This is a genomic window from Thermomicrobiales bacterium, from assembly GCA_041390825.1.
Lineage (GTDB): Bacteria > Chloroflexota > Chloroflexia > Thermomicrobiales > UBA6265 > JAMLHN01.
This window is the reverse complement of the sequence record JAWKPF010000049.1, coordinates 1-23,384: the sequence shown is the minus strand read 5'-3', so window position 1 is coordinate 23,384 and position 23,384 is coordinate 1. Positions and strand designations below refer to the sequence as shown.

24 protein-coding genes are annotated in these 23,384 nt (G+C 62.1%); 13 read left to right on the top strand and 11 right to left on the bottom strand.

Going from position 1 to position 23,384, the window contains the following annotated elements:
• The 3 genes from R2855_18645 to R2855_18635 form a co-directional block, all read left to right on the top strand.
• A partial coding sequence (locus tag R2855_18645; protein ID MEZ4533018.1) for an ABC transporter permease occupies nt 1–648 on the top strand: 648 nt, incomplete at its 5' end.
• 3 nt (nt 649–651) lie between these two features.
• Complete coding sequence (locus tag R2855_18640; protein MEZ4533017.1) at nt 652–1,572, top strand: ABC transporter permease; 921 nt, start codon at nt 652–654, stop codon at nt 1,570–1,572.
• 112 nt (nt 1,573–1,684) lie between these two features.
• Complete coding sequence (locus R2855_18635; GenBank protein ID MEZ4533016.1) at nt 1,685–2,515, top strand: alpha/beta hydrolase; 831 nt, start codon at nt 1,685–1,687, stop codon at nt 2,513–2,515.
• A gap of 10 nt (nt 2,516–2,525) precedes the next feature.
• On the opposite strand, the gene R2855_18630 is transcribed toward R2855_18635, so the two are convergent.
• Entirely contained in the window at nt 2,526–3,080 is a 555-nt protein-coding gene (locus R2855_18630; protein MEZ4533015.1) for a GNAT family N-acetyltransferase, read from the bottom strand.
• Between the two features lie 125 nt (nt 3,081–3,205).
• On the opposite strand from R2855_18630, the gene R2855_18625 reads away from it, so the two are divergent.
• From R2855_18625 to R2855_18615, 3 genes are all read left to right on the top strand, one after another.
• A complete protein-coding gene (locus R2855_18625; protein ID MEZ4533014.1) occupies nt 3,206–5,299 on the top strand; it encodes an LLM class flavin-dependent oxidoreductase in 2,094 nt (697 codons plus the stop codon).
• Nucleotides 5,300–5,611: 312 nt separating this feature from the next.
• Nucleotides 5,612–6,514, top strand: coding sequence for an LLM class flavin-dependent oxidoreductase (locus R2855_18620; protein MEZ4533013.1), 903 nt, complete (start codon nt 5,612–5,614; stop codon nt 6,512–6,514).
• Between the two features lie 247 nt (nt 6,515–6,761).
• The gene (locus tag R2855_18615; protein MEZ4533012.1) at nt 6,762–7,226 is read left to right on the top strand and encodes a helix-turn-helix domain-containing protein; all 465 of its coding nucleotides are present in this window, start codon (nt 6,762–6,764) and stop codon (nt 7,224–7,226) included.
• 180 nt (nt 7,227–7,406) lie between these two features.
• Here R2855_18615 and R2855_18610 read toward each other — a convergent pair whose 3' ends face one another.
• Complete coding sequence (locus R2855_18610) at nt 7,407–7,652, bottom strand: hypothetical protein (protein ID MEZ4533011.1); 246 nt, start codon at nt 7,650–7,652, stop codon at nt 7,407–7,409.
• A gap of 691 nt (nt 7,653–8,343) precedes the next feature.
• Here R2855_18610 and R2855_18605 point away from each other — a divergent pair.
• Complete coding sequence (locus tag R2855_18605; GenBank protein MEZ4533010.1) at nt 8,344–10,323, top strand: alpha/beta hydrolase; 1,980 nt, start codon at nt 8,344–8,346, stop codon at nt 10,321–10,323.
• A gap of 194 nt (nt 10,324–10,517) precedes the next feature.
• On the opposite strand, the gene R2855_18600 is transcribed toward R2855_18605, so the two are convergent.
• Nucleotides 10,518–11,969 carry a hypothetical protein gene (locus R2855_18600; protein MEZ4533009.1) on the bottom strand — a complete coding sequence of 484 codons (1,452 nt, stop codon included), beginning with the start codon at nt 11,967–11,969 and terminating at the stop codon, nt 10,518–10,520.
• Nucleotides 11,970–12,177: 208 nt separating this feature from the next.
• On the opposite strand from R2855_18600, the gene R2855_18595 reads away from it, so the two are divergent.
• The gene (locus R2855_18595; GenBank protein MEZ4533008.1) at nt 12,178–12,558 is read left to right on the top strand and encodes a hypothetical protein; all 381 of its coding nucleotides are present in this window, start codon (nt 12,178–12,180) and stop codon (nt 12,556–12,558) included.
• Nucleotides 12,559–12,664: 106 nt separating this feature from the next.
• On the opposite strand, the gene R2855_18590 is transcribed toward R2855_18595, so the two are convergent.
• The 3 genes from R2855_18590 to R2855_18580 all read right to left on the bottom strand — a co-directional run bounded on the left by R2855_18590 (nt 12,665) and on the right by R2855_18580 (nt 15,646).
• On the bottom strand, nt 12,665–13,414 hold the full coding sequence (locus R2855_18590) for a hypothetical protein (GenBank protein ID MEZ4533007.1): 750 nt from the start codon (nt 13,412–13,414) through the stop codon (nt 12,665–12,667).
• A 166-nt stretch (nt 13,415–13,580) separates the two neighbouring features.
• Complete coding sequence (locus R2855_18585; protein MEZ4533006.1) at nt 13,581–14,636, bottom strand: ABC transporter ATP-binding protein; 1,056 nt, start codon at nt 14,634–14,636, stop codon at nt 13,581–13,583.
• Nucleotides 14,633–15,646, bottom strand: a complete 1,014-nt coding sequence (locus R2855_18580; protein ID MEZ4533005.1) for an ABC transporter ATP-binding protein — start codon at nt 15,644–15,646, stop codon at nt 14,633–14,635. The genes R2855_18585 and R2855_18580 overlap by 4 nt, the downstream gene beginning before the upstream one ends.
• 486 nt (nt 15,647–16,132) lie before the next feature.
• Between R2855_18580 and R2855_18575 the strand changes: the two genes are divergently transcribed.
• Entirely contained in the window at nt 16,133–17,083 is a 951-nt protein-coding gene (locus R2855_18575; protein MEZ4533004.1) for an LLM class flavin-dependent oxidoreductase, read from the top strand.
• 3 nt (nt 17,084–17,086) lie between these two features.
• Here R2855_18575 and R2855_18570 read toward each other — a convergent pair whose 3' ends face one another.
• The 5 genes from R2855_18570 to R2855_18550 all read right to left on the bottom strand — a co-directional run bounded on the left by R2855_18570 (nt 17,087) and on the right by R2855_18550 (nt 19,939).
• Nucleotides 17,087–17,530 carry a putative toxin-antitoxin system toxin component, PIN family gene (locus R2855_18570; protein MEZ4533003.1) on the bottom strand — a complete coding sequence of 148 codons (444 nt, stop codon included), beginning with the start codon at nt 17,528–17,530 and terminating at the stop codon, nt 17,087–17,089.
• Between the two features lie 2 nt (nt 17,531–17,532).
• Nucleotides 17,533–17,868, bottom strand: a complete 336-nt coding sequence (locus tag R2855_18565; protein ID MEZ4533002.1) for a type II toxin-antitoxin system Phd/YefM family antitoxin — start codon at nt 17,866–17,868, stop codon at nt 17,533–17,535.
• Nucleotides 17,869–18,042: 174 nt separating this feature from the next.
• Entirely contained in the window at nt 18,043–18,492 is a 450-nt protein-coding gene (locus R2855_18560; GenBank protein ID MEZ4533001.1) for a putative toxin-antitoxin system toxin component, PIN family, read from the bottom strand.
• A 3-nt stretch (nt 18,493–18,495) separates the two neighbouring features.
• A complete protein-coding gene (locus R2855_18555; protein MEZ4533000.1) occupies nt 18,496–18,825 on the bottom strand; it encodes a type II toxin-antitoxin system Phd/YefM family antitoxin in 330 nt (109 codons plus the stop codon).
• Between the two features lie 124 nt (nt 18,826–18,949).
• Entirely contained in the window at nt 18,950–19,939 is a 990-nt protein-coding gene (locus R2855_18550) for an intradiol ring-cleavage dioxygenase (protein MEZ4532999.1), read from the bottom strand.
• 227 nt (nt 19,940–20,166) lie between these two features.
• On the opposite strand from R2855_18550, the gene R2855_18545 reads away from it, so the two are divergent.
• The 4 genes from R2855_18545 to R2855_18530 form a co-directional block, all read left to right on the top strand.
• On the top strand, nt 20,167–20,844 hold the full coding sequence (locus R2855_18545) for a phosphatase PAP2 family protein (GenBank protein MEZ4532998.1): 678 nt from the start codon (nt 20,167–20,169) through the stop codon (nt 20,842–20,844).
• A gap of 97 nt (nt 20,845–20,941) precedes the next feature.
• Nucleotides 20,942–21,874: a hypothetical protein gene (locus R2855_18540; protein MEZ4532997.1), complete on the top strand. Its 933-nt coding sequence runs from the start codon at nt 20,942–20,944 to the stop codon at nt 21,872–21,874.
• A gap of 79 nt (nt 21,875–21,953) precedes the next feature.
• Nucleotides 21,954–22,628: a response regulator transcription factor gene (locus R2855_18535; GenBank protein ID MEZ4532996.1), complete on the top strand. Its 675-nt coding sequence runs from the start codon at nt 21,954–21,956 to the stop codon at nt 22,626–22,628.
• The coding region (locus R2855_18530) for a HAMP domain-containing protein (GenBank protein ID MEZ4532995.1) at nt 22,625–23,384 on the top strand (760 nt) is incomplete at its 3' end. The genes R2855_18535 and R2855_18530, both read left to right, overlap by 4 nt.

The following is a 23,384-nucleotide window of genomic DNA, read 5'->3' as shown; positions in this document are numbered from 1 at the left end:
TCCTGGATCATCGGGAGCATGCTGGGCGCTTTCATGGGCTGGCCGCGCTCGCCGAAGTTCCTCGAGTTCGTGATGCCACCGTTGCTCTCACTGAACGCGGTGCCGTTCTTCCTTCTGGGCTTGATCTTGATCTATCTGTTTGCGTTCCGGTTCCCCTGGTTCCCGACCACTGGCGGCTACTACGCCGGCACCTTCCCGGAATGGACGCCGGACTTCGCCTGGAACGTGTTGAAACACTCGGTCCTGCCCGCGCTTTCGATCATTCTGGTTTCGATCGGAGGCTGGGCGTTGACGATGCGCTCGGTCATCATAACCACGACCGGCGAAGACTACGTCACGTTCGCCGATGCCAAAGGACTCAACAACCGCACGATCTTCATGCGCTATGCGGTCCGCAACGCGCTCCTGCCGCAAGCTACCGCGCTGGCGCTCGTGCTCGGCCAGGTCATCGCCGGCACGGTGCTGGTGGAGGTGATCTTCTCCTACCCTGGTATCGGCACCACGCTCTATAACGCGATTCGCGGCTCCGATTACACCCTCATCCAGGGCATCGTTTTCTTCCTCATTCTCTCGATCGCGCTGGCGACTCTGATTCTCGATCTCATCTATCCGTTTATCGATCCGCGTATTACCTATACGAAGGCGTGATCCGTGAGTCTTGCCGTCGGGCAGCAAACTGCCCCCTCCGCCGCTCCAGTTTCCACTCCGGTCGAAGCGGGCCGCGCTTCCCGTACCTGGGGATACCTGCGGCGCAACCGCTCGCTGCTGGTGGGGCTTGGGTTGCTGGGCGCATTGGCGCTGTTCGTGATCATTGGGCACCTGACGGTGGATGTGAGCGAATCGGCGCCGATGTCCGCCGGCAGCCTGGACGAGCCGTCGCGCACGTTGCCGTTCGGGAGTGACAAGCAGGGACGCAACCTCTACGCCGTGATGGTCGAAGGCACGCCGCTCACCTTGCGGTTGGGGTTGATCGCCGGGTTCATCGGACTCTTCATCGGCGCGGTGGTCGGGTTCATCGCCGGCTATTACGGTGGATGGGTGGACGCGATTTTGCGCGTCATCATCGACGTCGGACTCACCATTCCGGCGTTGTTGATCCTCATCATCCTGGCGATGCGCTCGCAAGCCGGTATGACGGTCAACCAGATGACCTTTGCCATTTCGTGTCTGGCGTGGCTTTATCCGGCGCGTATCGTGCGCGCGCAGGTGCTCACGCTGAAAGAACGCGGCTACGTGCAGATCGCCAAGCTCTCCGGTATGACCGGGCGCGAGGTGATTTACAAGGAGTTGTTGCCGAACCTGCTGCCCTATCTGGTGGCGGGTCTGGTGGGTTCGATCTCGGCGGCGGTGCTGGCCGCCATTGGGCTGGAAATGCTCGGGCTCGGTCCGTTCGAAGCGCCAACCCTCGGCATGACGCTCTATTGGGTGAACTACAACGCCGCCATCATCAACGGCTGGTGGTGGTGGTGGGTGCCGCCGATCATCATCATCGCGGTGCTCTTCACCGGGTTGTTCCTGACCGCGGTTGGGCTCGACGAGCTGGCGAACCCGCGGTTGCGCAATCGGGTGTAGCGCGCGGTTCGCGTTCCAGCGATCATTTCATGACCAATGGCCGGGCAGTTGCGTCCGGGACCATATCTGTTTCGCGGCTGACCGATGACAGCGTCGCCGACAAAGGGCTTCCATGATCGAACGGGACGTTCTGCTTCCTGACGGACGCACCCTGCATGTCTATGACACCGGGCAGGATGGAGACAACCGGAACGTAGTGGTTTGGCATCATGGGACGCCCGGTCTTGGCTGGCCGCCGGAGCCGTTGTTCCCGGCAGCGGAGCGACTGGGCGTACGCTGGATCGGCGTCGATCGGCCGGGATACGGTGGATCGACCGTGAACGCGGGGCGGACCATCGCGTCGGTCGCGCGTGATGTCGGGCACATAGCGGACGCGCTCGGGATCGACCGGTTCGGGGTGATGGGGAGCTCGGGCGGCGGATCGTTCGCGCTCGGGTGCGCGGCGGTGCTGGGAGACCGGGTGCGGGCATGCGCCACCCTGGCGGCAGTGGCTCCGTTCGACACCGCCGAATTCGACTGGTTTGCCGGGATGATTCCCTCGGGTGTCGCTGCTCTGGGAACCGCGGCAGCAGGTCGGCCGGTGCGCGCGGCACTCGACGCCTCCGGATTCGACTATGTACTAACGTTCACGGACGACGATCTGGCGCTGTTCGACGGTCCCTGGGGTTGGCTGGGAAGCGTGGCCGGTGGGGCCAGGGATGCAGGACCATGGGGCGAAATCGACGACGATGTCTGCTATACGCATGCGTGGGAGTGCGATCCAGCCGATATCCAATGCCCCGCGCTCGTCTTCCACGGCACGGATGACACGGTGGTCCCGGCTCGTCATGGCATCTGGTTGGCGGAGCGATGCCCCACCGCCAGTCTGCGGCTCATCGACGGCGCGAGCCACTTCACGATCATGCATCAGGCAGAGCACGCGTTCGAATGGTTGCAGAGGTGATTCCGGCTGGCTACCTCTGTTGGGGGCAGCGCCACTCGAAGACCTGCACCGACGTTCCCGGACGAACCTCGATCTCCTGCGTCGGGGTGAACCCCTCGCTCACGTAGTACTGCACCAACCGCCGGTCTCCCCCGGACCAGCAATCGACGCGCAGCACCTCCACCCCATCGGAACAGGTGAGGTCCCGCGCCCGCTCGATCAGCCGGTGTCCGATTTTCTCTCCCCGGTGCGCCGGGGACGCGATCAGCAGCTTCAGATAGCGCTCCGGTTCGTCGATGACCGGCACATAGGGCATGGGATGATCGGTCACCACGCTTGCGCCGACCACTTCGCCATCGATCTCCGCAATCGTCACGACCCCGCTCCCGAGCAGCTCCCGTACGAACGCGACATGCCCGGGTTGCTCGGAGAATGGATCGCTCCCCCATTGCTCCGAGCGGCCCCGCTCCACCAGCCAGACGACGTTGGCATCGAAGAGCGCCACCACCGCGTCGGTATCGTCGCTCGACCCTGCTCTGAACTGCACCTCAGATCTCCTTCCATTCGCGCGCATGGTACTCGCCAGGTGCTGACGCGAGATCCTTCATTGCGACTGCCAAACGATGGCGAAGTTGCCTTTGCCGCGACCAACCAGGATGATTGGCGAGGCAACCATTGCGTTGTCTGCACGAATCGGAAAGCTTGCGTTCAATGCCCTATTACGGACACACCCTCTTCTTTGGAACATTGCTCGATCCCGTGGCCGACCCGCCAGAACGCGCGGTCGAATTGGCGCGGCTGAGCGAAGCGCTCGGTTTCGATCTGGTGATGCTGCGCGACGATCCCGCCGCGGGCGATCGGTTGGACGCCTGGACGGCGCTCACCTGGATCGCCGGGCAAACCGAGCGGATCTGGCTCGGAGCCATGGTCGAGCGGCTGCACCGGCGGCTGCCGACCGTGATCGGCCGGCAGATTGCGAGTCTCGATTTGCTGAGCAACGGCCGGGCTGAGCTGGCGTTTGGTCCCGCGGAGTCGCTCAACGATGTCGTGGCGCTGGGCGAAGCAGTCGATCTCGTGCGCGCCATTCTGGACGTCGCCGAGCCGGGCACCGTGGCGCTGGATGGGCGGCATTTCCCCATCATGGGCGCGCAACGCGGTCCGTTGCCGCAGCATACGATCCCAATTTGGCTGTCGGGAAGCGCGTTGCCGCTGCTGCAACTGGCAGGGCAAACCGCCGACGGCTGGATCGGCAGACCGGACGAGCTTCCCCTGGCGAACGCGGTGCTCGATGCCAGCGCGGTCGAGGCCGGACGCGATCCGAGCGAGATCAGCCGCATCGTGATAGTCACGGGTGATGAGACGCTGCTGCCGCTGGTGCTGGAACAGGGCGCGGGTATCTTCCTGCTCGATGCGAACGACCCGGCGGTCATCGAGCAGTTCGCGGCCGAGACGATCCCGGCGTTGCGCGCCGCAGTGGCCGACGCGCGGGCCGGGTTGCCTCCGGTGATCCCGCTGAAACCGGCGCGTCTGCGAGCCAAGCGGCGCGCGGGGATCGCCTATGAGGCGATTCCGGCGACGTTGCAGGCGAATGCGGTCGAACCGGGGGATGCCGGATATGCCCGGCTACGCTCGAACTACATGCGCGGCGGATCGCCAGGATTGATCTTGCAGCCGGGATCTCCAACCGAGGTGGCCGAGGCGATCGGGTTCGCGCGGGAGCACCGGGAGCTCCCCCTTTCCGTGCGCAGCCGTGGACACGGCATCAGCGGGCGTTCGACCAACGACGGCGGCCTGATCATCGACTTGCGGCGCATGAACCGGGTCGAGATTCTGGACGAAGCCACCCGGCGTATTCGGGTGGAGCCGGGAGCGCGCTGGATGGACGTGGCCGCTGCCATCGAGCCGTATGGCTGGGCGCTCAGCTCGGGCGATTACGGCGGAGTGGGTGTCGGAGGACTGGCCACCGCGGGCGGAGTCGGCTGGTTGGTGCGCGAGCACGGCCTGACGATCGATCACATGCGCAAGGCGCAGATCGTGCTGGCCGATGGCTCGATTCTCGCCGCGAGCGAAACCGAGCATCCCGAGCTCTTCTGGGCGATCCGGGGAGCCGGGGCGAACATGGGTATCGTGACCAGTTTCGAATTCGAGGTCGATCCGATCGGAGAGATCGGCTGGGCGCAACTGGTGTTCGACGCCAGCGATATCCCGGCTTTTCTGCAGCACTGGGGCAACTGGATCGAGAACGCCCCGCGCGACACGACCAGTTTCATGATCATGGGGCAGCAACGCAACGCCCGGCAGATGTATGCGCATGTGCTGGCGGTGATCGATTCGCCCGATCCGGACACCATCGTCGGCCGGTTGCAACCGCTGGCCGATGTGGCGCGGGTGTTGCAACAACGGATCGCGGTCACCAGCTATGCCGATGTGATGGCCAACGCCAGCGATCACTATCACGATGGCCAGGGCGACCCAGCGGTGCGCTCCGGCTTGCTGAACCACATCACACCCGAATTTGCCGAGGGCGCGAAGCGGCTGATCGAAGGGGGCGGAAGCTACTTCTTCCAGATTCGCTCGATGGGCGGGGCGGTGGCCGATGTGCCGCCCGACGCGACCGCCTTTCCGAACCGCTCGGCCAACTTCTCGGTGGTCGCGTTCGGTCCGAGCAGGTCGCGGTTGAACGCCTACTGGGACGAACTGAATCCGCATTTCGATGGGCTCTATCTCAGTTTCGAAACCGACACCAGCCCAGAGCGGCTCCTGGAAGCCTTCCCCGAACCAGCCCTCAGCAAACTGCGGCATTGAAAGCCACCTATGACCCGAGCAACTTGTTTCGCGATAACTTCAATGTTGGTGAGAGGCAACGGGCAACAGGCAACGCACATAGGAATGGTGAGGCAAAAGGCAACGGGCAACGGGCAACAGGCAATAGGCAATGGTGAGAGGCAAAGGCAACGGGCAAGAGGCAATGGGTGAGAGGCAGGAGGCAATGAGAGGCGAGAGTGTCGACTCGGACTCGGCGTCACCGACTCACTATTGCCTATTGCCCGTTGCCTTTTGCCTTCCTTGCCTTCCTTGCCTGTTGCCTTCCCTGCCCCCCGTTTCGAGGAACCTGATATGACCAACTACGGACACGAATTGCAGTTTGGGGTGTTCGCCACGCCGGTGGCGGAACCGGCCACGCACGCCGTGGAGCTCGCTCAGGTGGCGGAAGCGGCCGGACTCGACCTGATCACCTTTCAGGATCATCCGTACAACCCGCAATTTCTCGATACCTGGACGCTGATCAGCTATGCGGCGTCGGTGACGAGTTCGATCCGTCTGGCCGGGAATGTGCTGAATCTGCCGCTGCGCGATCCCGTGCAACTCGCGCGGGCGGCCGCGAGTCTCGACCGGTTGAGCGGCGGCCGGATCGAATTGGGAATCGGCGCGGGCGCGTTTTGGGACGGGATCGGCGCCATGGGCGGCAAGAAGCTCACGGCCGGGCAATCGATCGAGGCGCTGGAGGAAGGGATCGCGCTCATGCGCGAGATCTGGAACGCGGACGAGCCGACCTCGGTATCGACCGATGGCGCGCACTATCCAGTGAACGCAGCGCAACGAGGGCCGAAACCGGCGCACGAGATCGGTATCTGGGTGGGAGCGTACAAGCCGCGCATCCTGCGGCTCACGGGACGCCTGGCCAATGGGTGGTTGCCGAGCCTTGGCTATCTGCCCGACGGTCCCGCCAGCCTGGCCGCGATGAACGCCGAAATCGATGGCGCCGCCATCGCCGCGGGCCGGCATCCGTCCGATATTCGCCGCATGCTCAATATCAATGGGCGTTTTCTGCAACAGGAACGCGGACTCTTCCAGGGGCCGGCTGAAAGCTGGGCGCGGCAGATCGTGGAGCTAAACCGCGACTACGGGATTTCGACCTTCATCCTCGCCGCGGACGACCCTCAGACGGTCGCGCTCTTCGGCACCGTCATCGCGCCCCTGGTCCGCGAGTTCACTGGCAGCAACACCATCGCCGGCTGAGCACGAACTGTTCGTTCGGGGCCCAAGAGGGATACCCTGGAAGGTGAAACGATATCGCGACTCCACAAGAATGACGATGCACGGATTGATGCTCAGGGTCGCAGCGGAACACGACCGTTCTCGCTGGGGTCGTTTGCATGGTCCACTGGCCGCATACTGGCAACGTACAGTTGATGACAGCGGCTGGACCCGTCATTCCGAACGTGCTTCGTCGCCGCTCCATTTACCGACTGAGGATCGAGACATCGTGGCGAACAAGAAAGGCAACCAGCGCGCGCAGCGAACCGACCAGGCAATCCTGGCCGCCGCGCGAGAAATCATGGTATCTGAAGGGATGGACGCGGTTACGCATCAGCGCGTGGCCGAGGTGGCCCAGGTTGGGCGAGCTACGGTCTACCGCCGCTGGCCATCGATCGACGTCCTGATACTCGCCGTATTCGAGCGTCTACCCTTCCCATTTCTGGACGAAGACGAGTCAGGCGATTTCCGGGAGCGATTGCGCCGTAACCTCGCCTGGACGGTTTCGTTCTATTCGAGCGATGCGACGCACCCTCTGACCCTCGCATTGGCGGAACGAGCGCAACACGATGAACGGATGCGCGCTGCCCTGGACGGGCTCATTGGCCAAAAAGAGCGCAACCTGGCGGCCGCGATCAGCAGGCGTCTCCAGAGATACGTGCTTCCCTTATCGTCGAGGACCCCAAAACGCTGATATCGATCTTGCTCGGCCCACTCTATTACCGAAGCATGCTTCAGGGCGAAGAGATCACCGCAGCGTTCATCGACACGATCATCGATTCCATTTTCGTCAAGTCACCGGCCTGATCCACGGCAAGCAAAAAGGAGGGAGCGGAATTGCCCCCTCCTTTTCATGTGCAATGGATCGAATCGCTCAGGCCTGGGTCTCGTCCTGAGCCGCGCCGCGCATTCGGCGCGCGCCGAGCACCGCGGCCGCCGCTCCGACCGCTGCCAGCGGTACGACCAACGACGAGTCCTGGCTCAGGCTCGATCCCGATCCGGACGCCGGGAGGCTGGTCGTTCCCCCGGTGCCCGCCGGCTGAGCCGCCACGCCGCAATAGCCTGTGGTCGCATCGCAGTTGCCAGAGCAGCAATCCCGGCCAGCCTCATGCCTCGCCATCTGCGCGGCATTCCCCGACGCGACGCAGGTTCTGACGTTGCGTCGCAGATTTCAGAGCAGCAGTCAGCGTTTTCGAAGCACGGTTCGCCGTCGTTCAGGCACGTCATCGGCACTCCGCACATTCCGCTGTCCGGATTGCAGTATGTGGAGCAGCAGTCAGCATCCTCGAAACAGGGCTCACCGACATTCAGGCACGTGTCATTTGGGGAAAAGCAATAGCCGGTCGAGGCATCGCAGTTGCCAGAGCAGCACTGATTGCCCGCCGAACACGCCTCTCCGTCTTCCAGGCATTGTGCCGCAGCCTCGCCAAACGGCAACGTGACCGTGGCCGCGGTCAGCGCGCTTCCGGCCACAAGCCCCTTCAGCACTTGCCGGCGCGATGGGCGGCTGCCCAGGAATCTGGCCAGACTGTCGAATTTCGAATCGTTCATGGTCTCCCCTCCAATTGACTGCACTGGTCCCAATACCGTGCAGAGCGAAACTGGTGTTGCACCCAGCGGAAACGACACCACTCTGGCACCAATGGGTCCCGCCACATAGGCCTCGGCAATTGCCGTCATCAGGTGCAACACCGTGCGACACGATATCGCAAAACTGGTCATTACCGAGACATCAAATCGCAGTATTGGAATATAATGGGACGAAACGTCTCAGTATAGCGTGTAATCGAAATCAGTCTGAGGAGATTGAGTTGAAACGAATCGTTTTCGCCCTTGTCATGGTGATCGTGCTGTCGAGCGTCCCGCTTACGGCAGCGCAAGAAGCTACCCCGGATTCGAGCCCCGATTTCAGTTCCATCCAGGCTGAGCCGAACGACTGCTCATTCCTGAACCGCTTGGGTGAGGACCTGGTAACCGATGTGGTCGGCAATGTGGTCTGCGGCACGGTCGCGGTGCCGGAAAACTGGTCGATCCCCGATGGGCGCCAGATCGAGATCTCCTACGTTATTCTCGCCAGCACCAGTGAAAATCCGCAGCCCGACCCAGTGGTCTATCTCTCGGGAGGCCCGGGAGAGAGCACGCTCTCCGGTATCAGTGGCTACGCTCAGATCTTCGAGGAGTTGCGTCGCAACCGGCACATCATTCTGTTCGACCAGCGCGGAACCCACTTCTCGTCCCCGCTCCAGTGCAGCACCTTCGACTTCGATGAGTACGTCACCCAGCAACTCGGAACGCCTGCGGCCGAGGACGACAGCGACGATTCGACATTCGGTCCGCTGCCCGATGCTGAAACCCTCATGGAGCAAGCCCGAGCCGCTGTTTCTGATGGTGTGCAGCGCTGCCTGGATGACCTGAATGCGACCGGGGTCGATCTCAGCCAATACAACAGCGAGGCAAGCGCGAACGATACGATTGCCCTGTTGCAGGCGCTGGGAGTCGATGAGTTCAACCTCTATGGCATTTCCTATGGCACACGCCTGGCGCTCACCATCATGCGCGATCATCCAGACGCCGGTATCCGATCGGTGGTGCTCGATTCCACGTTCCCGCCGGAAATCAATGGATTCGAGCAATATCCGGCAGAGATCCATGAGGTTGTGCTCCAGGTCTTTGCCGCCTGTGAACGAGACGACTCCTGCAACGCGGCCTATCCCAATCTGAAAGAGCGCTTCAAGATGCTGCTGGAAGCGCTGCGCACCACTCCTGTCATCTCCTCCACGGGCGATCCGATCGGTGAAGAGGATGTGGTCGAGATCGTGAAGTTGGTCTCCAAGAATGCCGAGCTCGGGATGGTGATCCCGGTCATGATCGACCAGCTCGAACAGGGAGACACCACCGCGATCGAGGCGATGGCGTCTGGCAAACTCTTCTCAGATGACGCGGACGGCAGCGCCACCCCGGCCGCCGATGACGCAACTGACGAGACGGCCGATGATTCCTCCGACGCTGCCGACGAGTCGACCGAGTCGGCCGGCGCGCAAGAGGCCGACAACTTCATCGCGGCGCTCGGCGAAGCGCTGGCCACCGCGCCGATTTCGAATCGCTCCGATGCGCTCTTCCAGCTCGCGATGCTCGACAACGGACCCCAAACCGTGGAAGCGCTCGAGCAGTTCATCGCGAAGGCGTTCCCCGGGGATGACGAGGCGTATACCCGCGACCAGCTCACCGGAATCGTCGACAAACTGGACGACGATGGCATCGCGGCGGTGTTCGACTATGCCGCGTCGCTGAACAGTCTGGTCGACCAGCTGACCGTCGGTCTTTCGAACGAAGTCTTCAATTCGGTCGAATGCTACGAAGAAATTCCGTTCGAGGACTTCGCAGTCACCGTCCAAACCGCAAACGACCTCGAGATTCCCCAGATTGCGTACTCGGAGGTGGCCACGATCGCCCAGCAATTTGCCACCTGCGAACTGTGGACCTCAGGTGTCGCAGATCCAGTCGAAGACACGCCGGTGGCGAGCGACATTCCGACCCTTATCTTCTCGGGAACCTATGACTTCCAGACGCCTCCCACATGGAACAAGGACGCCTTCGTGGATCTTCGCAACGCGACCTTTGTGACATTTGCCGCCACCAACCACGGAGTCATCGTTGGGCAGAACGCCTGCGCCTCGGTCATCGCCGAAAGCTTCTTCGATGATCCGGACGCACTGCCAGACATCTCTTGCAGCGATCAGAGCCGGCCGGTCTGGGTTCTCCCGGATGGCTCGGTGACGCAACCGAGTTAACCTCGACTGAACCGCGTTCGCATTTGATGAATCGCATCAGCAGCTCGCCTGGATCCACCGGGCGAGCTGTCGTCTTCCACGGCGCAGTCGTTCCTCAGCTGCCTCAGGTTCCTCGCGTCATATCACCCAGGTAGCCATCGCGCATGAGCGGATTGGGGAACAATCGGAATTGGCTGCGCCGCGCCACCAGGAGATCAATCGCGGCCCGAAGGTCCGCCGACATACTGCAGCACCCCATCATCGCCTTTTTCGAGGAGATGGACGTCGAATTCACGGCCGCCGCTGCCCGGTTGTTCCAGCTTGTAAGCCAGCAGCACCCTGTCCCCATCGGTGCGCAGGTTGATCATGCCGAAGACTGCGACAGTCCGGTCTTGCAGCCGCTCGATGTCCCCGATCAACTGCTCTCGTGTGGTTGTCGATTCGGCACTTGCCGCCAGGAGCGACTTGACCACGATCTCGCTTTGCATACTGGTCAGTCGTGCGCTGTCCTGTTTCGTCGAGCGGGCGAGTTCGGTGCTGAAGATCAATGGACGGCCCCCGCGCCCATGCTTCCCGATCGCCCCCAGGGCATCGGGACGCGGGTGCGCATGCGGTTCGTTGTCGCCGCTCGAGATCACCGTCGCGACGGCATCGATCACCTGGATGAACAGGTCGGTGAAATCGGAGCTGCCATGATGGCATGACTTGGCGATGTCCGCGCCGAAAACGGCATGGGCCTGTTCGCGGATGGTTTGTCGCTCCTGCTCATTGGCGGTCTTCGGATCGATTCCCGTGTAGTGCTTCAGCAGGTAGTTCTCGGCGCGGCTGTTGAGGTCGCCACCGAGCAAGATGCGCACATCGCGGTAGCGCATGCGCAAGACGATCGAATGACCGTTCTTGGTTTCCCCTTTCGATCCAAAGTACTTCAACCGGTTTCCTTCGCGAACCGGCGCGAGGACCTCGATCGTGAGTTCCTTGTCCGATTCATACCCCGTCAGAAATGCGTCCGACGCATCGATCGTCTCGAACCGGCCAACGCGGCCACTTTCGGCCGCGGTCTTGAGCACCTTGGGATACTCCGATTTTCCGACGAAGGCGGCATCGGCCAGCCGCGCGCGCAAGTCGCGCTCATCGTCGATGACATCGGTGAGGAAGCCGTCCTCGATCGGGCCGATTCCTTTCTTGGAGCGTTCGACGATGCCGTTGTGATAGACGGAGCCGAAACGGAAATTGGGAGAGGCGAAGAGATCGGCGAATCCGCCGTAGTGATCCCCATCCGGATGTGAGATCACCGCCGATTCGATGCCGATTGTCCAATCCGGGTGGTTACGCAGATTGAACCGCCAGCGCAGGAATCGGTGCATGTTGTCGCCCTGACCGGCATCGATCAGGATGCGCTCGTCGCCGGGCGTCACGATGAAGATGCCGTCGCCTTGCCCGACATCGACCCAGTTGATCTCGAGCAGGCGCTCTTGCTGCAGTTGGCTCCGCTGGATCCAGCCGATCGAGTTGCGGCCGCGAATCTTCACCCAGTCGCCCGATTCCTCACCGAGCAACGTGACATGATCGCCCCAGAGGAGCTGCTGCTTCCGTTTTCCCCTGGCGGGTGGAGGTGCATCGAGGAGAAAGGGCGCCGGATAGCCGGCAAAGAACTGTGGCTGCGGCATCGGGGCCTCCTGTCGACAATTTCGACAAGACGAGGAGCGCTCCGCATGATGAGATGCGTCCTCTCTTGTATAGCAGATCGAAACAAGCGGACCGTATGCAATCCCTTCTTTCGCAGGGTGTTCCGTCGAGCCAACGTCAGCTAGCTTTGATGGCAACAATGGGGTGCGGTGGATTTTCGTCGCCGGCTGGCGCAAGGCACGTTCATCGATGGACAAACAGAGATTCGACGCGTGGACCCGAGGGCTTGCAGCCGCGCAGAATCGGCGTGCGGTGCTCAAGGGACTTCTGGGGATCGGTGGCCTGACGGCCGTGGGCGGGATCGCGCGGCGAGATGTCGAGGCCGCGCGGCGCGGGTCGACCACTCCGGCCACGGCCACCCCGGCGCCCACACTGCCACCCGCGCCAACAGAACCGATGGTTCCGCCCACCGAGACTCCGGGATGCGCCGGCCAGCTCTGCAGCGACGGGTGCTGCGACGGACAATGCACCACCACAGGCGCTTGTTGCCCGGTGGGAGACACCGTCTGCGGTTCTGATCTCGATACCGGCTGGACCGTTTGGAGTTGCCAGATCGGCCGGAGCGGCTGATCGCGTTCATTCCTGGATGCGTACAGCACGTCGGTGAGCCATTCCTCGACAACAAGAAAAGGAGACCGTGACATACGCCACGGTCTCCACACGCGATCGCTTCAGATTAGGCCGAGAGCGGCTTGGAGACGGTCACGAGTGTCAACGGCTGTTCGGTGCTGCCTGGTTTGCCGATTACAACGAAGACGTATGAGGTGTTCGCCTCGATAGTCACGCCGTCCTGCTGCAGCGCAACCGTATCGGTCCCGGTCGCCGTAGCGCGAAGATCGTACGAGCCCGGATCGGCAGTTCCGCCGCCGGTGCTAAAGCCGTACTGTAGATTGGTAATCAACGGCACGAGGTTGCCAATCGAGAACTGCTGGCCCGACGGCGTTGCGTAGACATCCAACGCCGGAGACTGGGAGGAGGCATTCACGCCAATCGTGCGCGCGGTCGCTCCCACAGTATGGCTGGTGTCGAGCACCACCGGGATGATCACAAAGTCTGAAATCACGATCACATAGCTCTTGCCCGCCTCAGTCGGCACAAGCGTGTTGTAGAGCCAGCGGTCGATCCCCCAGGAAACATTCTGCTTGACGAGAATTGCAGTCGCCGGGGCGGTTCCGGTGAACTCCGCGGAGGTGTCACCATACGCAAGGCCTTCGACTACGCGCTGATCTTTGTCATCGCCGTTGATGTAGACATCCACTGCATCGAGCGATGTCATGGCATTCACGAACGTGATTGTCACCGGGAAGTCGGCTGACGCCTCCGGTGTGGAATCCTGCGCAACGACTCCGCTGCCTACGATGCCCATCGCCAGCATGAGCGCAAGCAGTGCTCCCGCAGCGCCGCGCCCAACTCTCGAGATTCGCATGGAATTCGATCCTCCTTCGATCGACGAACTAACCAACTCGGTCACACAGCAACCTGCATGACCGTTTGGCACCCAATGATCCGTTCATCGATCTCGAAATGGAATTCTCCGAAAGTTGTACTTGAGGGCATCACTGACGAAGTTGCAGTTCTTGCATGCAGCCAATCTAATCGGCCGCAGACGCCATCGCCCCCTGGGCGACTTCCAGCACCTCATCCAGACCGCGTTCGCCGAGAGTGGGATTCTCCTTATAGAGGAAGCAGGAGACCGCGCGGCCCTCGTCGGTGCGGAAAAGCGGTGGCGCCTGCTGGCGGCAGATATCCATCACATGCGGGCAGCGATTGGCGAACTTGCAGCCCTGCGACGGCACTGCGGCGACCGACTGCGTCTCATCCTCCAGCTTTTCTTTCTTCCAGGTCTGGGAAAGATCGATCACCGGGATCGATTCGATCAACAACTGGGTATACGGGTGCAGCGGTTTGCGTACGACCAAATCGACATCGCCCACTTCGGCCACGTCGCCACGATAGAGGACGAGGATGTTCGTGCTGATCTGGTAGGCCGTGGTGAGATCGTGGGTGATGTAGAGCATGCTGATGCCGAAGTCGTCGTGCAGTTTGCGCAGGCTCTCCAGAATGGTGGCGCGCAGGGACGCATCGACCATGGAAACTGGCTCGTCGGCGATGATGAGCCGTGGACGGATGAGCAGCGCGCGGGCCACCATGATGCGTTGCCGCTGACCGCCGGAGAGTTGATGCGGATGCCGGCCGAGGGTGTCGTCCGGCCGCAAGCCGACCGCGCTGAGCGCTTCTTCCATGAGGATTTGCGCCTGGGCCGGGTTCTTGGCGAGCTTGAACTTGTCGATCGGCACTTTGAGCACGTGATCGACCTTGTAGAAGGGGTTATAGACCTCGTAGGGGTCCTGCATGATGGTCTGCACATCGCGCAGGAACTGGAGCCGGGCATCTTTGGAAAGCTGGCGAATGTCGGTTCCGCGGTAGAGCACCTCGCCGCTGGTGGGTGAGGTGAGGCCGAGCAGCAGGCGCACCAATGTGGTCTTGCCGGAACCCGATTCCCCCACGACCGCGGTGATGGTGGGCGGGGATTCGTGGACGGTCATGGTGAAGTCGTTGAGCGCGACGGTGCCCTGCTTCTGCTTGCCGGTGATGGTCTTTCCGCCGAAGATCTTGCTGGCGTGGCGAATCTCCAGGAGCGCGGTCATCGGGGATCTCCGGTGTAGAGATGGCACGCGACCAATCGGTTCGGCCGCACTTCCTGCAACAGCGGGTTCTCTGCCTCACAACGGTCGAAGGCATGCGGACATCGCGGCCGAAATGGGCACCCCGGCGGCCGGTCGAGCAACGAGGGGGGCAATCCGGGAATCCCCTTGAGCGTGCCTTTATGGTCGATCGAGGGGAGACTGTTGATCAACAACTGGCTGTAGGGATGCAGCGGATCGCTGAAGAGATCGGCCGATTGGGACATCTCGGCGAACTCGCCGGCGTACATGATGCCCACCCGGTCGGCCACCTGCGCCATCAAGCCCATATCGTGCCCGATGAGGAGAATGGACGCGCCGAGATCTTCCTGCACTTTGAGCAGGGTATCCATCACCTGACGCTGGACCACCACATCGAGCGCGCTGGTCGGCTCGTCGGCAATGATGAGCTTGGGGCGCAGGCTGATGGCAATCGCGATGCAGACACGTTGCTTCATGCCACCGCTGAGCTCGTGCGGATACATGTTGGCCACATCTTTGCGCAACCCAACACTGTCCAGCAGCTCGTAGACACGAGCATCCATCTGCTTGTCGGTCAGGCCAATGCCGTGGTCCTTCATCCCGTCGATGATCTGCGGCTTGATCTTGACCACCGGGTTGAGCGAGTTCATGGCGCCCTGCGCCACGAGCGCGACCTGGTTGAGCCGCATGCCGCGCATCTGTTCGTCGTCCAGGCGGAGGAGATCGACACCGTCCAGGATGACTTCGCCGGCTTCGATGCGGCCGGGCGGTTTGATCATGCGCAGGAGCGCGAGGGCGATGGTGGATTTGCCGGAGCCGGATTCGCCCACCAGGCCGAGCCGCTCGTGCGCGCGAATATCGAAGCTGACGTTTTCGACCGCTTTTACCGGTCCACGCGACGTGTGGTAGTAGACCGAAAGCCCATTGACGGTCAGCACCGGGGCGGTATCGATCCGCCTGGTGGTCTGAATCTCGTCGACCGTGTTCACCATCGTTGGTGTCCTCTTGGATTCCTGCCAATCGCGCGCGGATCGGCGAGTGAGTTTCTTACCTGGCCGTCGCGGCCGGACATTGGTGACGGGAGGAATCATAGCGGATGGTCGGGGGTTCAGGGTCCGGGGTCCGGGGTCCGGAGTCCAGAGTCCAGAGTCCAGAGTCCGGAGTCCGGAGTCCGGAGTCCGGAGACGATCGGAGCAGGTGGCTGTGCCATCTCGGGTCAAGCGCCCACTGCGCGCTGCTCGCCCCATGCCGCGTGCGTCTCCGAGCTTGGTATCATCCCGAGGCACTTGACTCGATAGGGCACGGAGGCCCTTCACAACGACCAACGCAATCGTCTCAGGACCCCGGACCCTGGACTCCGGACCCAAGAGGGCACAGAGGCCCTTCACTACGACCAACGCAATCGTCTCAGGACCCCGGACCCCGGACTCCGGACCCAGGAGGGCACAGAGGCCCTTCACTACGATCTGGAGAATCCTATGCCTCGTCCCCTCGAAGTTGGCGTGTTGCTCCCGGATACCGAGAATCAGATGGACGGCGCGTCGGCCGGGTGGGCCGATCTGGCGGCGATGACGCGCACTGCGGAGGCGGTCGGGTTCGATTCGGTCTGGGTGACGGACCACATGCTTCACCGGGCGGACAAGCCGCTCGACACTCCCGTCGTTATCGGGGGCGACCTGCGCGAGCTGGAAGGGCCGTGGGAATGCTGGTCGCTCCTTTCGGCGATAGCGGCGATCACGGAGCGAGTGGAGATCGGAACGCTGGTGATCTGCAACTCGTTCCGTAATCCGGCCCTCCTGGCCAAGATGGCCGATACGGTGGAAGAGATCAGCGGCGGACGGTTGATCCTGGGGCTCGGTGCGGGCTGGAACGAGCCGGAGTACCGCGCGTTCGGCTTTCCCTTCGACCACCGGGTCGACCGGTTCGAGGAAGGTGTGCAGATCACGACCGAGCTGCTGCGCACGAGCCATTGCGATTTCGACGGGCGCTGGTACAAGGTCGAGGACTGCGAGCTGCGTCCACGCGGACCGCGCCCGGAGGGACCGCCGATCGTCATCGGCACTGCTGGGGAACGCATGCTCGGCCTGACCGCCAAGTTCGCCGACGGGTGGAACACCTGGTTCTCGCAAACGAACAACGATCTGGAGCAGCTGAAAGCGTTACTGCGCCGAGTGGATGCCGCGTGCGAAGCGCAAGGCCGCGATCCGAAGTCGCTTTCCCGCTCATCGGCGGTCAAGGTGGAAATCGGGCCGCATACGCCATCGACCATGTCGGTGCCCGCCCTCACCGGCGGACCGGAAGCGCTCGCCGACCAGCTTCGCGACTATGCAGCCGCCGGTCTCGACCATGTGCAACTCTGGATCGAACCGAACACGGTCGCGGGGTATCAGGCGTTTGGACAGGTTCTCGAACTGCTGGATCAGGGGTAGCGTTTACGCTCTGTGTGACGAGGGAAGCACGGTGAGAAACTCGGCCACCGTCAATATGCTGGGACGTATGATGACGTTTCGTATGTCAAGAAGATCTCGATCCCCGGTCACGAGATAGTCGGCATCCCCGAGCACGGCCGCAGTCAGCACGAAGTCATCCTTGGGATCGCGAAGTGCCGCCGGAATAGGATGCGTCTGTCGGGAAAGGATCACCGCCACACTCTGCAAAACACGGATGAGATCGTCGACATCTCGTTGGGTGACGCGGTCTCTGAGATACGCTTTTTGTTCACGCAACCCACGCAACTCATCGAGCACTTCCTCCGGCAGGAGCAGGATGTATTCCTCCAGAATCGCTGCGTCGATGAGGCGGGATACTGCTGAGAAGGGTCGGCTACCTATCAGGAGCCTACTGACGTAGACATTTGTATCGACGAGAACGCGCATCCTTACGAAAACTGCTCGAAGCGATGGCGCGCCTTCTCGACCACTGCATCCATGACCGCGTCGCTGAGTTCCTGGACCATCTGATCCGCTTCATCTGGTGTCATGCCTTGCTGCTGTTCTGCAAGGCGCGCCGTCAACTGCCGCATCTCATCGAGCAATTGCTCCTGCCGCTGCCGCTTTTTTGCGTCCCGGAGGAGTCGCAGATCGTCGATCGAGATGATTGCCGCAGCGGGTGCCCCGCGCTGCTCGATGACGCGGATCTCGCCGCCACTCCGAACCTCGCGCAGAACTGCTCCCAGGCTGTTTTTCAGTTCGCTGGCGCTGATCGTCTTTTCCATGGGGCCTGATCCAATTCCGAATCGTACGGGTTATTGGACAATAGAATACGCGATTCATTGGACAACCAGGATCGCTTCTGACCATCCAGCGCTGGATCGATCCGATCACAGTCGCGGGGTACGAAGCCTTTGGGCGGGTGCTGGAGCGGATGGAACATGCGGACCGTCCCCCAACTACATGAGCTTGGCATCCATGAGCTCAAGAAACGCGCGCGGAGTCACGATCTGCGGGCGATCGAGTTGGTCGCGAATATCGAGCAGGTCTCGATCTCCAGAAACCAGGTAGTCGGCATTTGCCCGGTGCGCCACTTCCAGAAGGTAATCGTCTTTTTGATCTCGCAGGATCGGGGGAGCAATGACGTCTGGATGGTCAGGAAGCGGAATCGAGACCGCTTCGACGAGGGCAATGAGTTCTTCGAGGTCCGCATCTGAGATGCGCTTTCGCAGCTCGGGCTTCCCTGTAACCGAGGTACGGATTTCTGAGATCAGTCGCTCGGACCTGACCAATTGATACCTGCCGGATCCGATCGATTCGAAAACGCGAGCGATGGCGCCGAAACGATCGTCGGGCGAGAGAAGGTAGCTGATAAAGATGTTGGCATCGATGACGACACGAAGCAGCACCGACTACTCCGCGTACCGCACAGTGCCCTTCTCGAAAAGAGCGTCAACGGCATCTCGTACGATTTCATCCGCGATCTGATCTGCCTGCTCTTCGGTAAGATCTTGATTCTTTGTTCGCACCCGCGAGCGGAGCGCCTGCGCGCGCTCGAGCCACTGCCTCCGACGTTCGAGCTCCTCCAATTCAGCCAGCCGCTCGAGCTGCTGCACCGGTACGATGGCAACGCTTGGCCGCCCATGGTTCTCGACGACCACCGGCTCACCATCATCGATGACCTGCTGGGTCACTGCCCCGAAATTGACTTTGGCTTCGGTTGCGGAAATCGTGCGCACCATCGGAGCGCTCCTGTTCTCAGTCGATCACTATTTTGATCAAAAGTTTAATCGATTTCGGATACGAGAACGCCCCCGGCAGATCGTTTCCGATCCACCGGAGGCGCAACCCCCGCAAGAAATGTGATTAGGCTGTCGTAGTTTCGGTGGGCGGCGCTCCCGGGCCGCCGTCCGGTGGGGTACCACCTGGACCGCCTTGACCGCCATCCGGCGGCGGTCCGCCCGGGCCGCCCCCCTGGCCACCACCTCCCGGCCCTCCGCCGCCCATGCCTTCCTGGGAAACATTGTCCGGGTCGACGCTGATGGTGATGGTGCCGACGAAGCCGTCGGTCAGCCAGTCATCCGAGACGGGCTGCAGGTCGAGGAAGAAGCCGGGTTCATCGTCATGATCGCCAAGGATGTCGTCCTCGTCGTTGGTTGTGCGTTGCTCGTCCGGGCGGCCGGCGTAGGGCTCGAGCAGGAAAACCTGTTCGGAGATGGCATCGTCGAAGAAGAGCTGACCGGTGTGAATGGTTTCGCCGCCCTCATAGGTCTTGCCGGCCTCGCCTTCTTCCACGACCTTCATATGGATATGAATGGTGCGACCCAAGTACCAACCGGGATAGATGGTCTGGAACTCGGCGACCCCTGTCTCGTCGGTGAGCTGGATGCCGCGCAGGAATCGGAGATCGGCTGCCTCTTCGATAACAGCCTGATCGGCATCCGGGCCCGGATTGTTGCCTTCGACGCCGGAGTAGTAGCCATGGGAGTCGCAGTGCCAAATATCGACAGCGGCGTTGGTGAGCGGTTGGCAGGTGGTGGCATTGTTGACCAGGATCTTCAATCGAAGCGGCGCGCCCGGGCGGCCATCGGTGATGTCCTTCCGAATCAGGTCTCCGTCGAGAAAGTAGGGACCTTCCGTGAGTTCCGGGGTGAGCACGCACGCATTGGCCGCCGTGCTGGCCGCGCCCGAGGCCGGAGTGGAGGCGCTGTCCTGGGCCAGTACACCGAGTTTGTTGATACCAACGCCCGTGGCCGCGGCAGCCCCCGCCGCCAGCACGGTGCGCCGGCTTGCCAGCACATCCTGGGCGGAGAAACTCCGCTCCTGCGCGCTGACCGTATTGTCCGATTGGTTCATCCAAAGATCCTCCAGTAAACAGACGGGTTCGATCACCCTCATGCAGCAACGATAGGAGTGGCGGTCTTGAGTTTTCGGGGAGCAGGCTGGGAATTTGCTCAAGATGCTGAACGGATGCTGAACGACGGAACTCGCCGACCGCGGCAATACTTTCTATACTTCGCGATCGTTCTCGACGGTCGATCGTTCTCGAATCGATTGGCCCTTGCGTCTCGGCAGGTCTCCTGATGTTCGCGTTTCCCCCGGGATCTCCACTCCGCAGCCGGTTCGCGCTCGCGCTTGCCGGCGTGATCGGTCTCTTTTCCCTTTTTGCGCTGCTGGCCGAAGAGGTGGTGATGGATCGCCGCTACTGGCTCGACCGCACGACCAGTCTGGAGCTCCGGCAGTTCGCCACCTCGGACCGCACCGAAGCGGTGCGCGCCATTACCGAACTGGGGGCAAGCTGGTGCGCGGCCATTGTCTGCGGCAGCATCCTGCTTTGGCTCGTCTGGCACCGCCGCTTCAGCACGGCCGTTGCCATCGGCGGCATTTTCGTGCTGGCCAAGGCACTCGAAACCGGACTGAAGCTGACGTTCGAGCGAGCGCGGCCATCTGTGGTGCCTCATCTGCAGGATGCTGGTGGCTACAGCTTTCCGAGCGGTCACACGATGACCGCGGTGATCACCTATGGCCTGCTGGCGGCCGTGCTGGTGTCACAGCTGCGTGGCCGGGCGCGCTACGTTCCGCCGGTCATGGCAGCGCTCATCGTGGCGGCCGTGGGGTTCAGTCGGGTCTATCTGGGTGTGCATTATCTGACCGATGTGCTGGCGGGAACGCTCGTGGCTGGCGCGTGTCTGATTCTGGCGATCACGGCGCTGCACACGCTCGATCGGCAACCGGTTCCTGCGAATCACCCCCTACGCTAACGACGAGGGCCGCGACAAACCAGGTTGCTCTGAGACCAGGCGCAAGCTCGAGGTCATTCCTTTTTGCGCGCGTTGCCGGTATGATCGATACCAAGAGATGGCAACCGCAGACGCAGCACAACGTCCTTCCAGCGCAGTGGGGAGTCAGTACGATCCTGACGCCTACGATATTTGCCGTCCCACGATACCGATCCCCGAGAACGAGACCGATTCCGAAAAGATCGATCGGATGCAGCGCGAGTTCGAGGCTCTGCGCGATTGCGTCAACGCCGAACTGAAGGTTCGGCCAGAAACGTCGTTGCTGGGTCTCATTCTGCTCAAGGTCGTGCTGCCCTTTGCGGCGATCGCCGCCGGGTTCACCGCCATCTATGCCGGCGCTCTGCGCGCGGGCAACGCCGACAAAGGGCACACCGAGCTCTTCTTCGGCATCGGGTACGCCATTCTCGTCGCCGGAGCCGTCATGCTGCTGCGTTCGCTGCGCAAGCCTGGGTCGGGTGGCCATGGCGACTCGATCAGCACATCGATGCGAAATGCGCTGAAGTTGACCGTTCCCCCAAGCAAGGAAAAGCTCACCCGCAACAAATTGGTCAACAACTGGATCTTCTTCTGGTTGACATGGGGATTGATCATCGGTCTCCCGGTGATCTTTTTCCTCTTCCGGAGCGACGCGCTGGACCGGGCGGGATTACATCTGACCTTCGACACCGCCAATGTCTGCGCTCCCACAGCCGACGGGTTCAATCCCTATGAAGGCAGCGATGTCTGCGACAACCGCGGATACACCTATGTCGATTCAAAGGACGTGGCGACCTCGACTACAACCGGGGTCGGATCCGACGAGGGTGTCGAATCGCTGCAGGTGGCGCCCTCGCGAACGGCGGAAGAGTTCAACACCGCTGAAGTGCGGATGGATGTGACCACCACCCTGGTGCTCTATTTCCTTATCCTCATCGTCGGGATTCTGGTCAACATGGTGCGCTGGTGGCGAAAAGACAAGCAACGCCTCGCTGCCCAGGACGCCCCCGCCTAGAGAGAACTGCGCTCCGTGTTTCATTGCCATTTCATCCGATTGCGCTACCGTTGGCGTATGCGTGAATGGGATGCAAACGATGCGTGTGCTCGTCGTCGAGGACGAATCACGACTTGCCGAATTGCTGCGGCAGGGTCTGTGCGAAGAAGGATTCGCGGTCGATACGGCCGAATGCGCGGAAGAAGCGCTCGACTGGATCGCCTCTACCCCGTATGACCTGCTGCTGCTCGATGTGATGCTGCCCGGCATGAGCGGCATCGAACTCTGCCGGCAGCTCCGCACCCGCGGGAATGCGACGCCCATCCTCATGCTGACCGCCCGGGATGCCGTACCCGACCGGGTGGCCGGACTCGACGCCGGCGCAGACGACTACCTGGTGAAACCGTTCGCGTTCGCCGAACTGCTGGCACGCCTGCGCGCCCTGACTCGCCGCCCACCAACCGGGGCCGATCCTGTGCTGACGGCCGGCGACTACCGGCTCGATCCCGCCACGCGGCAGGTCTGGCACGCCGATCAACCGGTCGAGCTCGGTCAGAAAGAGTTCCGCATCCTCGAATACCTGATGCGAAACCCAAATCGTGTGCTGACGCGCGCCATGATCGCGGACAATATCTGGGACTACGACAGCGCGCCGACGACCAACGCCATCGATGTCCATATCCGCTCGTTGCGCGCCAAGCTCCACGACGAGTATCCCCATGGCCGCATCGAAACCGTGCGCGGCGCCGGCTATCGGCTGCGCGGCAACCCGTGAACCGCCGGCTGCCAATTCGCTGGCGGTTGACCCTCTGGTACACCGTGCTGAGCGCAATCGGACTGTTGTTGCTTGGGACTGCACTCTCTGTCGGTTTGCGGTCGGCCCTCTTCGAGAGTTTCGAAGAACAGGTCCGCAACGAAACGGCGTTTGCGCTCAACGCGGTTTCTCACGCGGACGGACAGCTGCGAATTGCGCCAGATGGCATCGCTCAGCTCGAGAATGACGACCACTTCGTGCGGTTGATCGATCCCACCGGCCAGATCGTGTATCAGTCAGTCACGGCGCTCGACGACATACCGCTCGATCGAACGAGCTATCGCAAGGCGTTGTCCGGAGGGAGCGCCTATGACGTTCGCCGGGGCACGGGAGACGCGATCGGTATCGTGAGTCAGCCGGTTGCGCGCTCCGGCGAGATCGTCGGAGTGCTGCAAGTAGGTTCCAGCCGAGGCGATACCGAGGAAGTGCTTCACACGATTCTGCTGGCGTTCCTGATCGCCGGGCCGGTGGTGCTGCTGCTGGCGGCGGGTGGCGGCTACTTCATGGCCGGCCGAGCACTGGCGCCGGTACGCCAAATCACCCAACTCGCCGCGACGGTCGATCCGTCCGACCTGGACGCTCGGCTCGCGCTCGATCTACCCGACGACGAACTTGGCCGGTTGGCGCAAACCTTCGACGCCATGCTGGCGCGTATCGAGCGTGGCTTCGAGCAGCAACGGCAGTTCACCGCCGACGCTGCCCACGAACTGCGCACCC

Excerpts from the sequence above, each read along its gene's own strand:
- R2855_18575 (MEZ4533004.1), top strand. The coding sequence starts at position 16,133 with ATGCCTCGTCCCCTCGAAGTTGGCGTGTTGCTCCCGGATACCGAGAAT.
- R2855_18570 (MEZ4533003.1), bottom strand. The coding sequence starts at position 17,530 with ATGCGCGTTCTCGTCGATACAAATGTCTACGTCAGTAGGCTCCTGATA.
- R2855_18610 (MEZ4533011.1), bottom strand. The coding sequence starts at position 7,652 with ATGGCGAGGCATGAGGCTGGCCGGGATTGCTGCTCTGGCAACTGCGAT.
- R2855_18625 (MEZ4533014.1), top strand. The coding sequence starts at position 3,206 with ATGCCCTATTACGGACACACCCTCTTCTTTGGAACATTGCTCGATCCC.
- R2855_18595 (MEZ4533008.1), top strand. The coding sequence starts at position 12,178 with ATGGACAAACAGAGATTCGACGCGTGGACCCGAGGGCTTGCAGCCGCG.
- R2855_18585 (MEZ4533006.1), bottom strand. The coding sequence starts at position 14,636 with ATGACCGCGCTCCTGGAGATTCGCCACGCCAGCAAGATCTTCGGCGGA.
- R2855_18555 (MEZ4533000.1), bottom strand. The coding sequence starts at position 18,825 with ATGGTGCGCACGATTTCCGCAACCGAAGCCAAAGTCAATTTCGGGGCA.
- R2855_18565 (MEZ4533002.1), bottom strand. The coding sequence starts at position 17,868 with ATGGAAAAGACGATCAGCGCCAGCGAACTGAAAAACAGCCTGGGAGCA.
- R2855_18620 (MEZ4533013.1), top strand. The coding sequence starts at position 5,612 with ATGACCAACTACGGACACGAATTGCAGTTTGGGGTGTTCGCCACGCCG.
- R2855_18535 (MEZ4532996.1), top strand. The coding sequence starts at position 21,954 with ATGCGTGTGCTCGTCGTCGAGGACGAATCACGACTTGCCGAATTGCTG.
- R2855_18550 (MEZ4532999.1), bottom strand. The coding sequence starts at position 19,939 with ATGAACCAATCGGACAATACGGTCAGCGCGCAGGAGCGGAGTTTCTCC.
- R2855_18590 (MEZ4533007.1), bottom strand. The coding sequence starts at position 13,414 with ATGCGAATCTCGAGAGTTGGGCGCGGCGCTGCGGGAGCACTGCTTGCG.
- R2855_18540 (MEZ4532997.1), top strand. The coding sequence starts at position 20,942 with ATGGCAACCGCAGACGCAGCACAACGTCCTTCCAGCGCAGTGGGGAGT.
- R2855_18580 (MEZ4533005.1), bottom strand. The coding sequence starts at position 15,646 with ATGGTGAACACGGTCGACGAGATTCAGACCACCAGGCGGATCGATACC.
- R2855_18600 (MEZ4533009.1), bottom strand. The coding sequence starts at position 11,969 with ATGCCGCAGCCACAGTTCTTTGCCGGCTATCCGGCGCCCTTTCTCCTC.
- R2855_18545 (MEZ4532998.1), top strand. The coding sequence starts at position 20,167 with ATGTTCGCGTTTCCCCCGGGATCTCCACTCCGCAGCCGGTTCGCGCTC.
- R2855_18635 (MEZ4533016.1), top strand. The coding sequence starts at position 1,685 with ATGATCGAACGGGACGTTCTGCTTCCTGACGGACGCACCCTGCATGTC.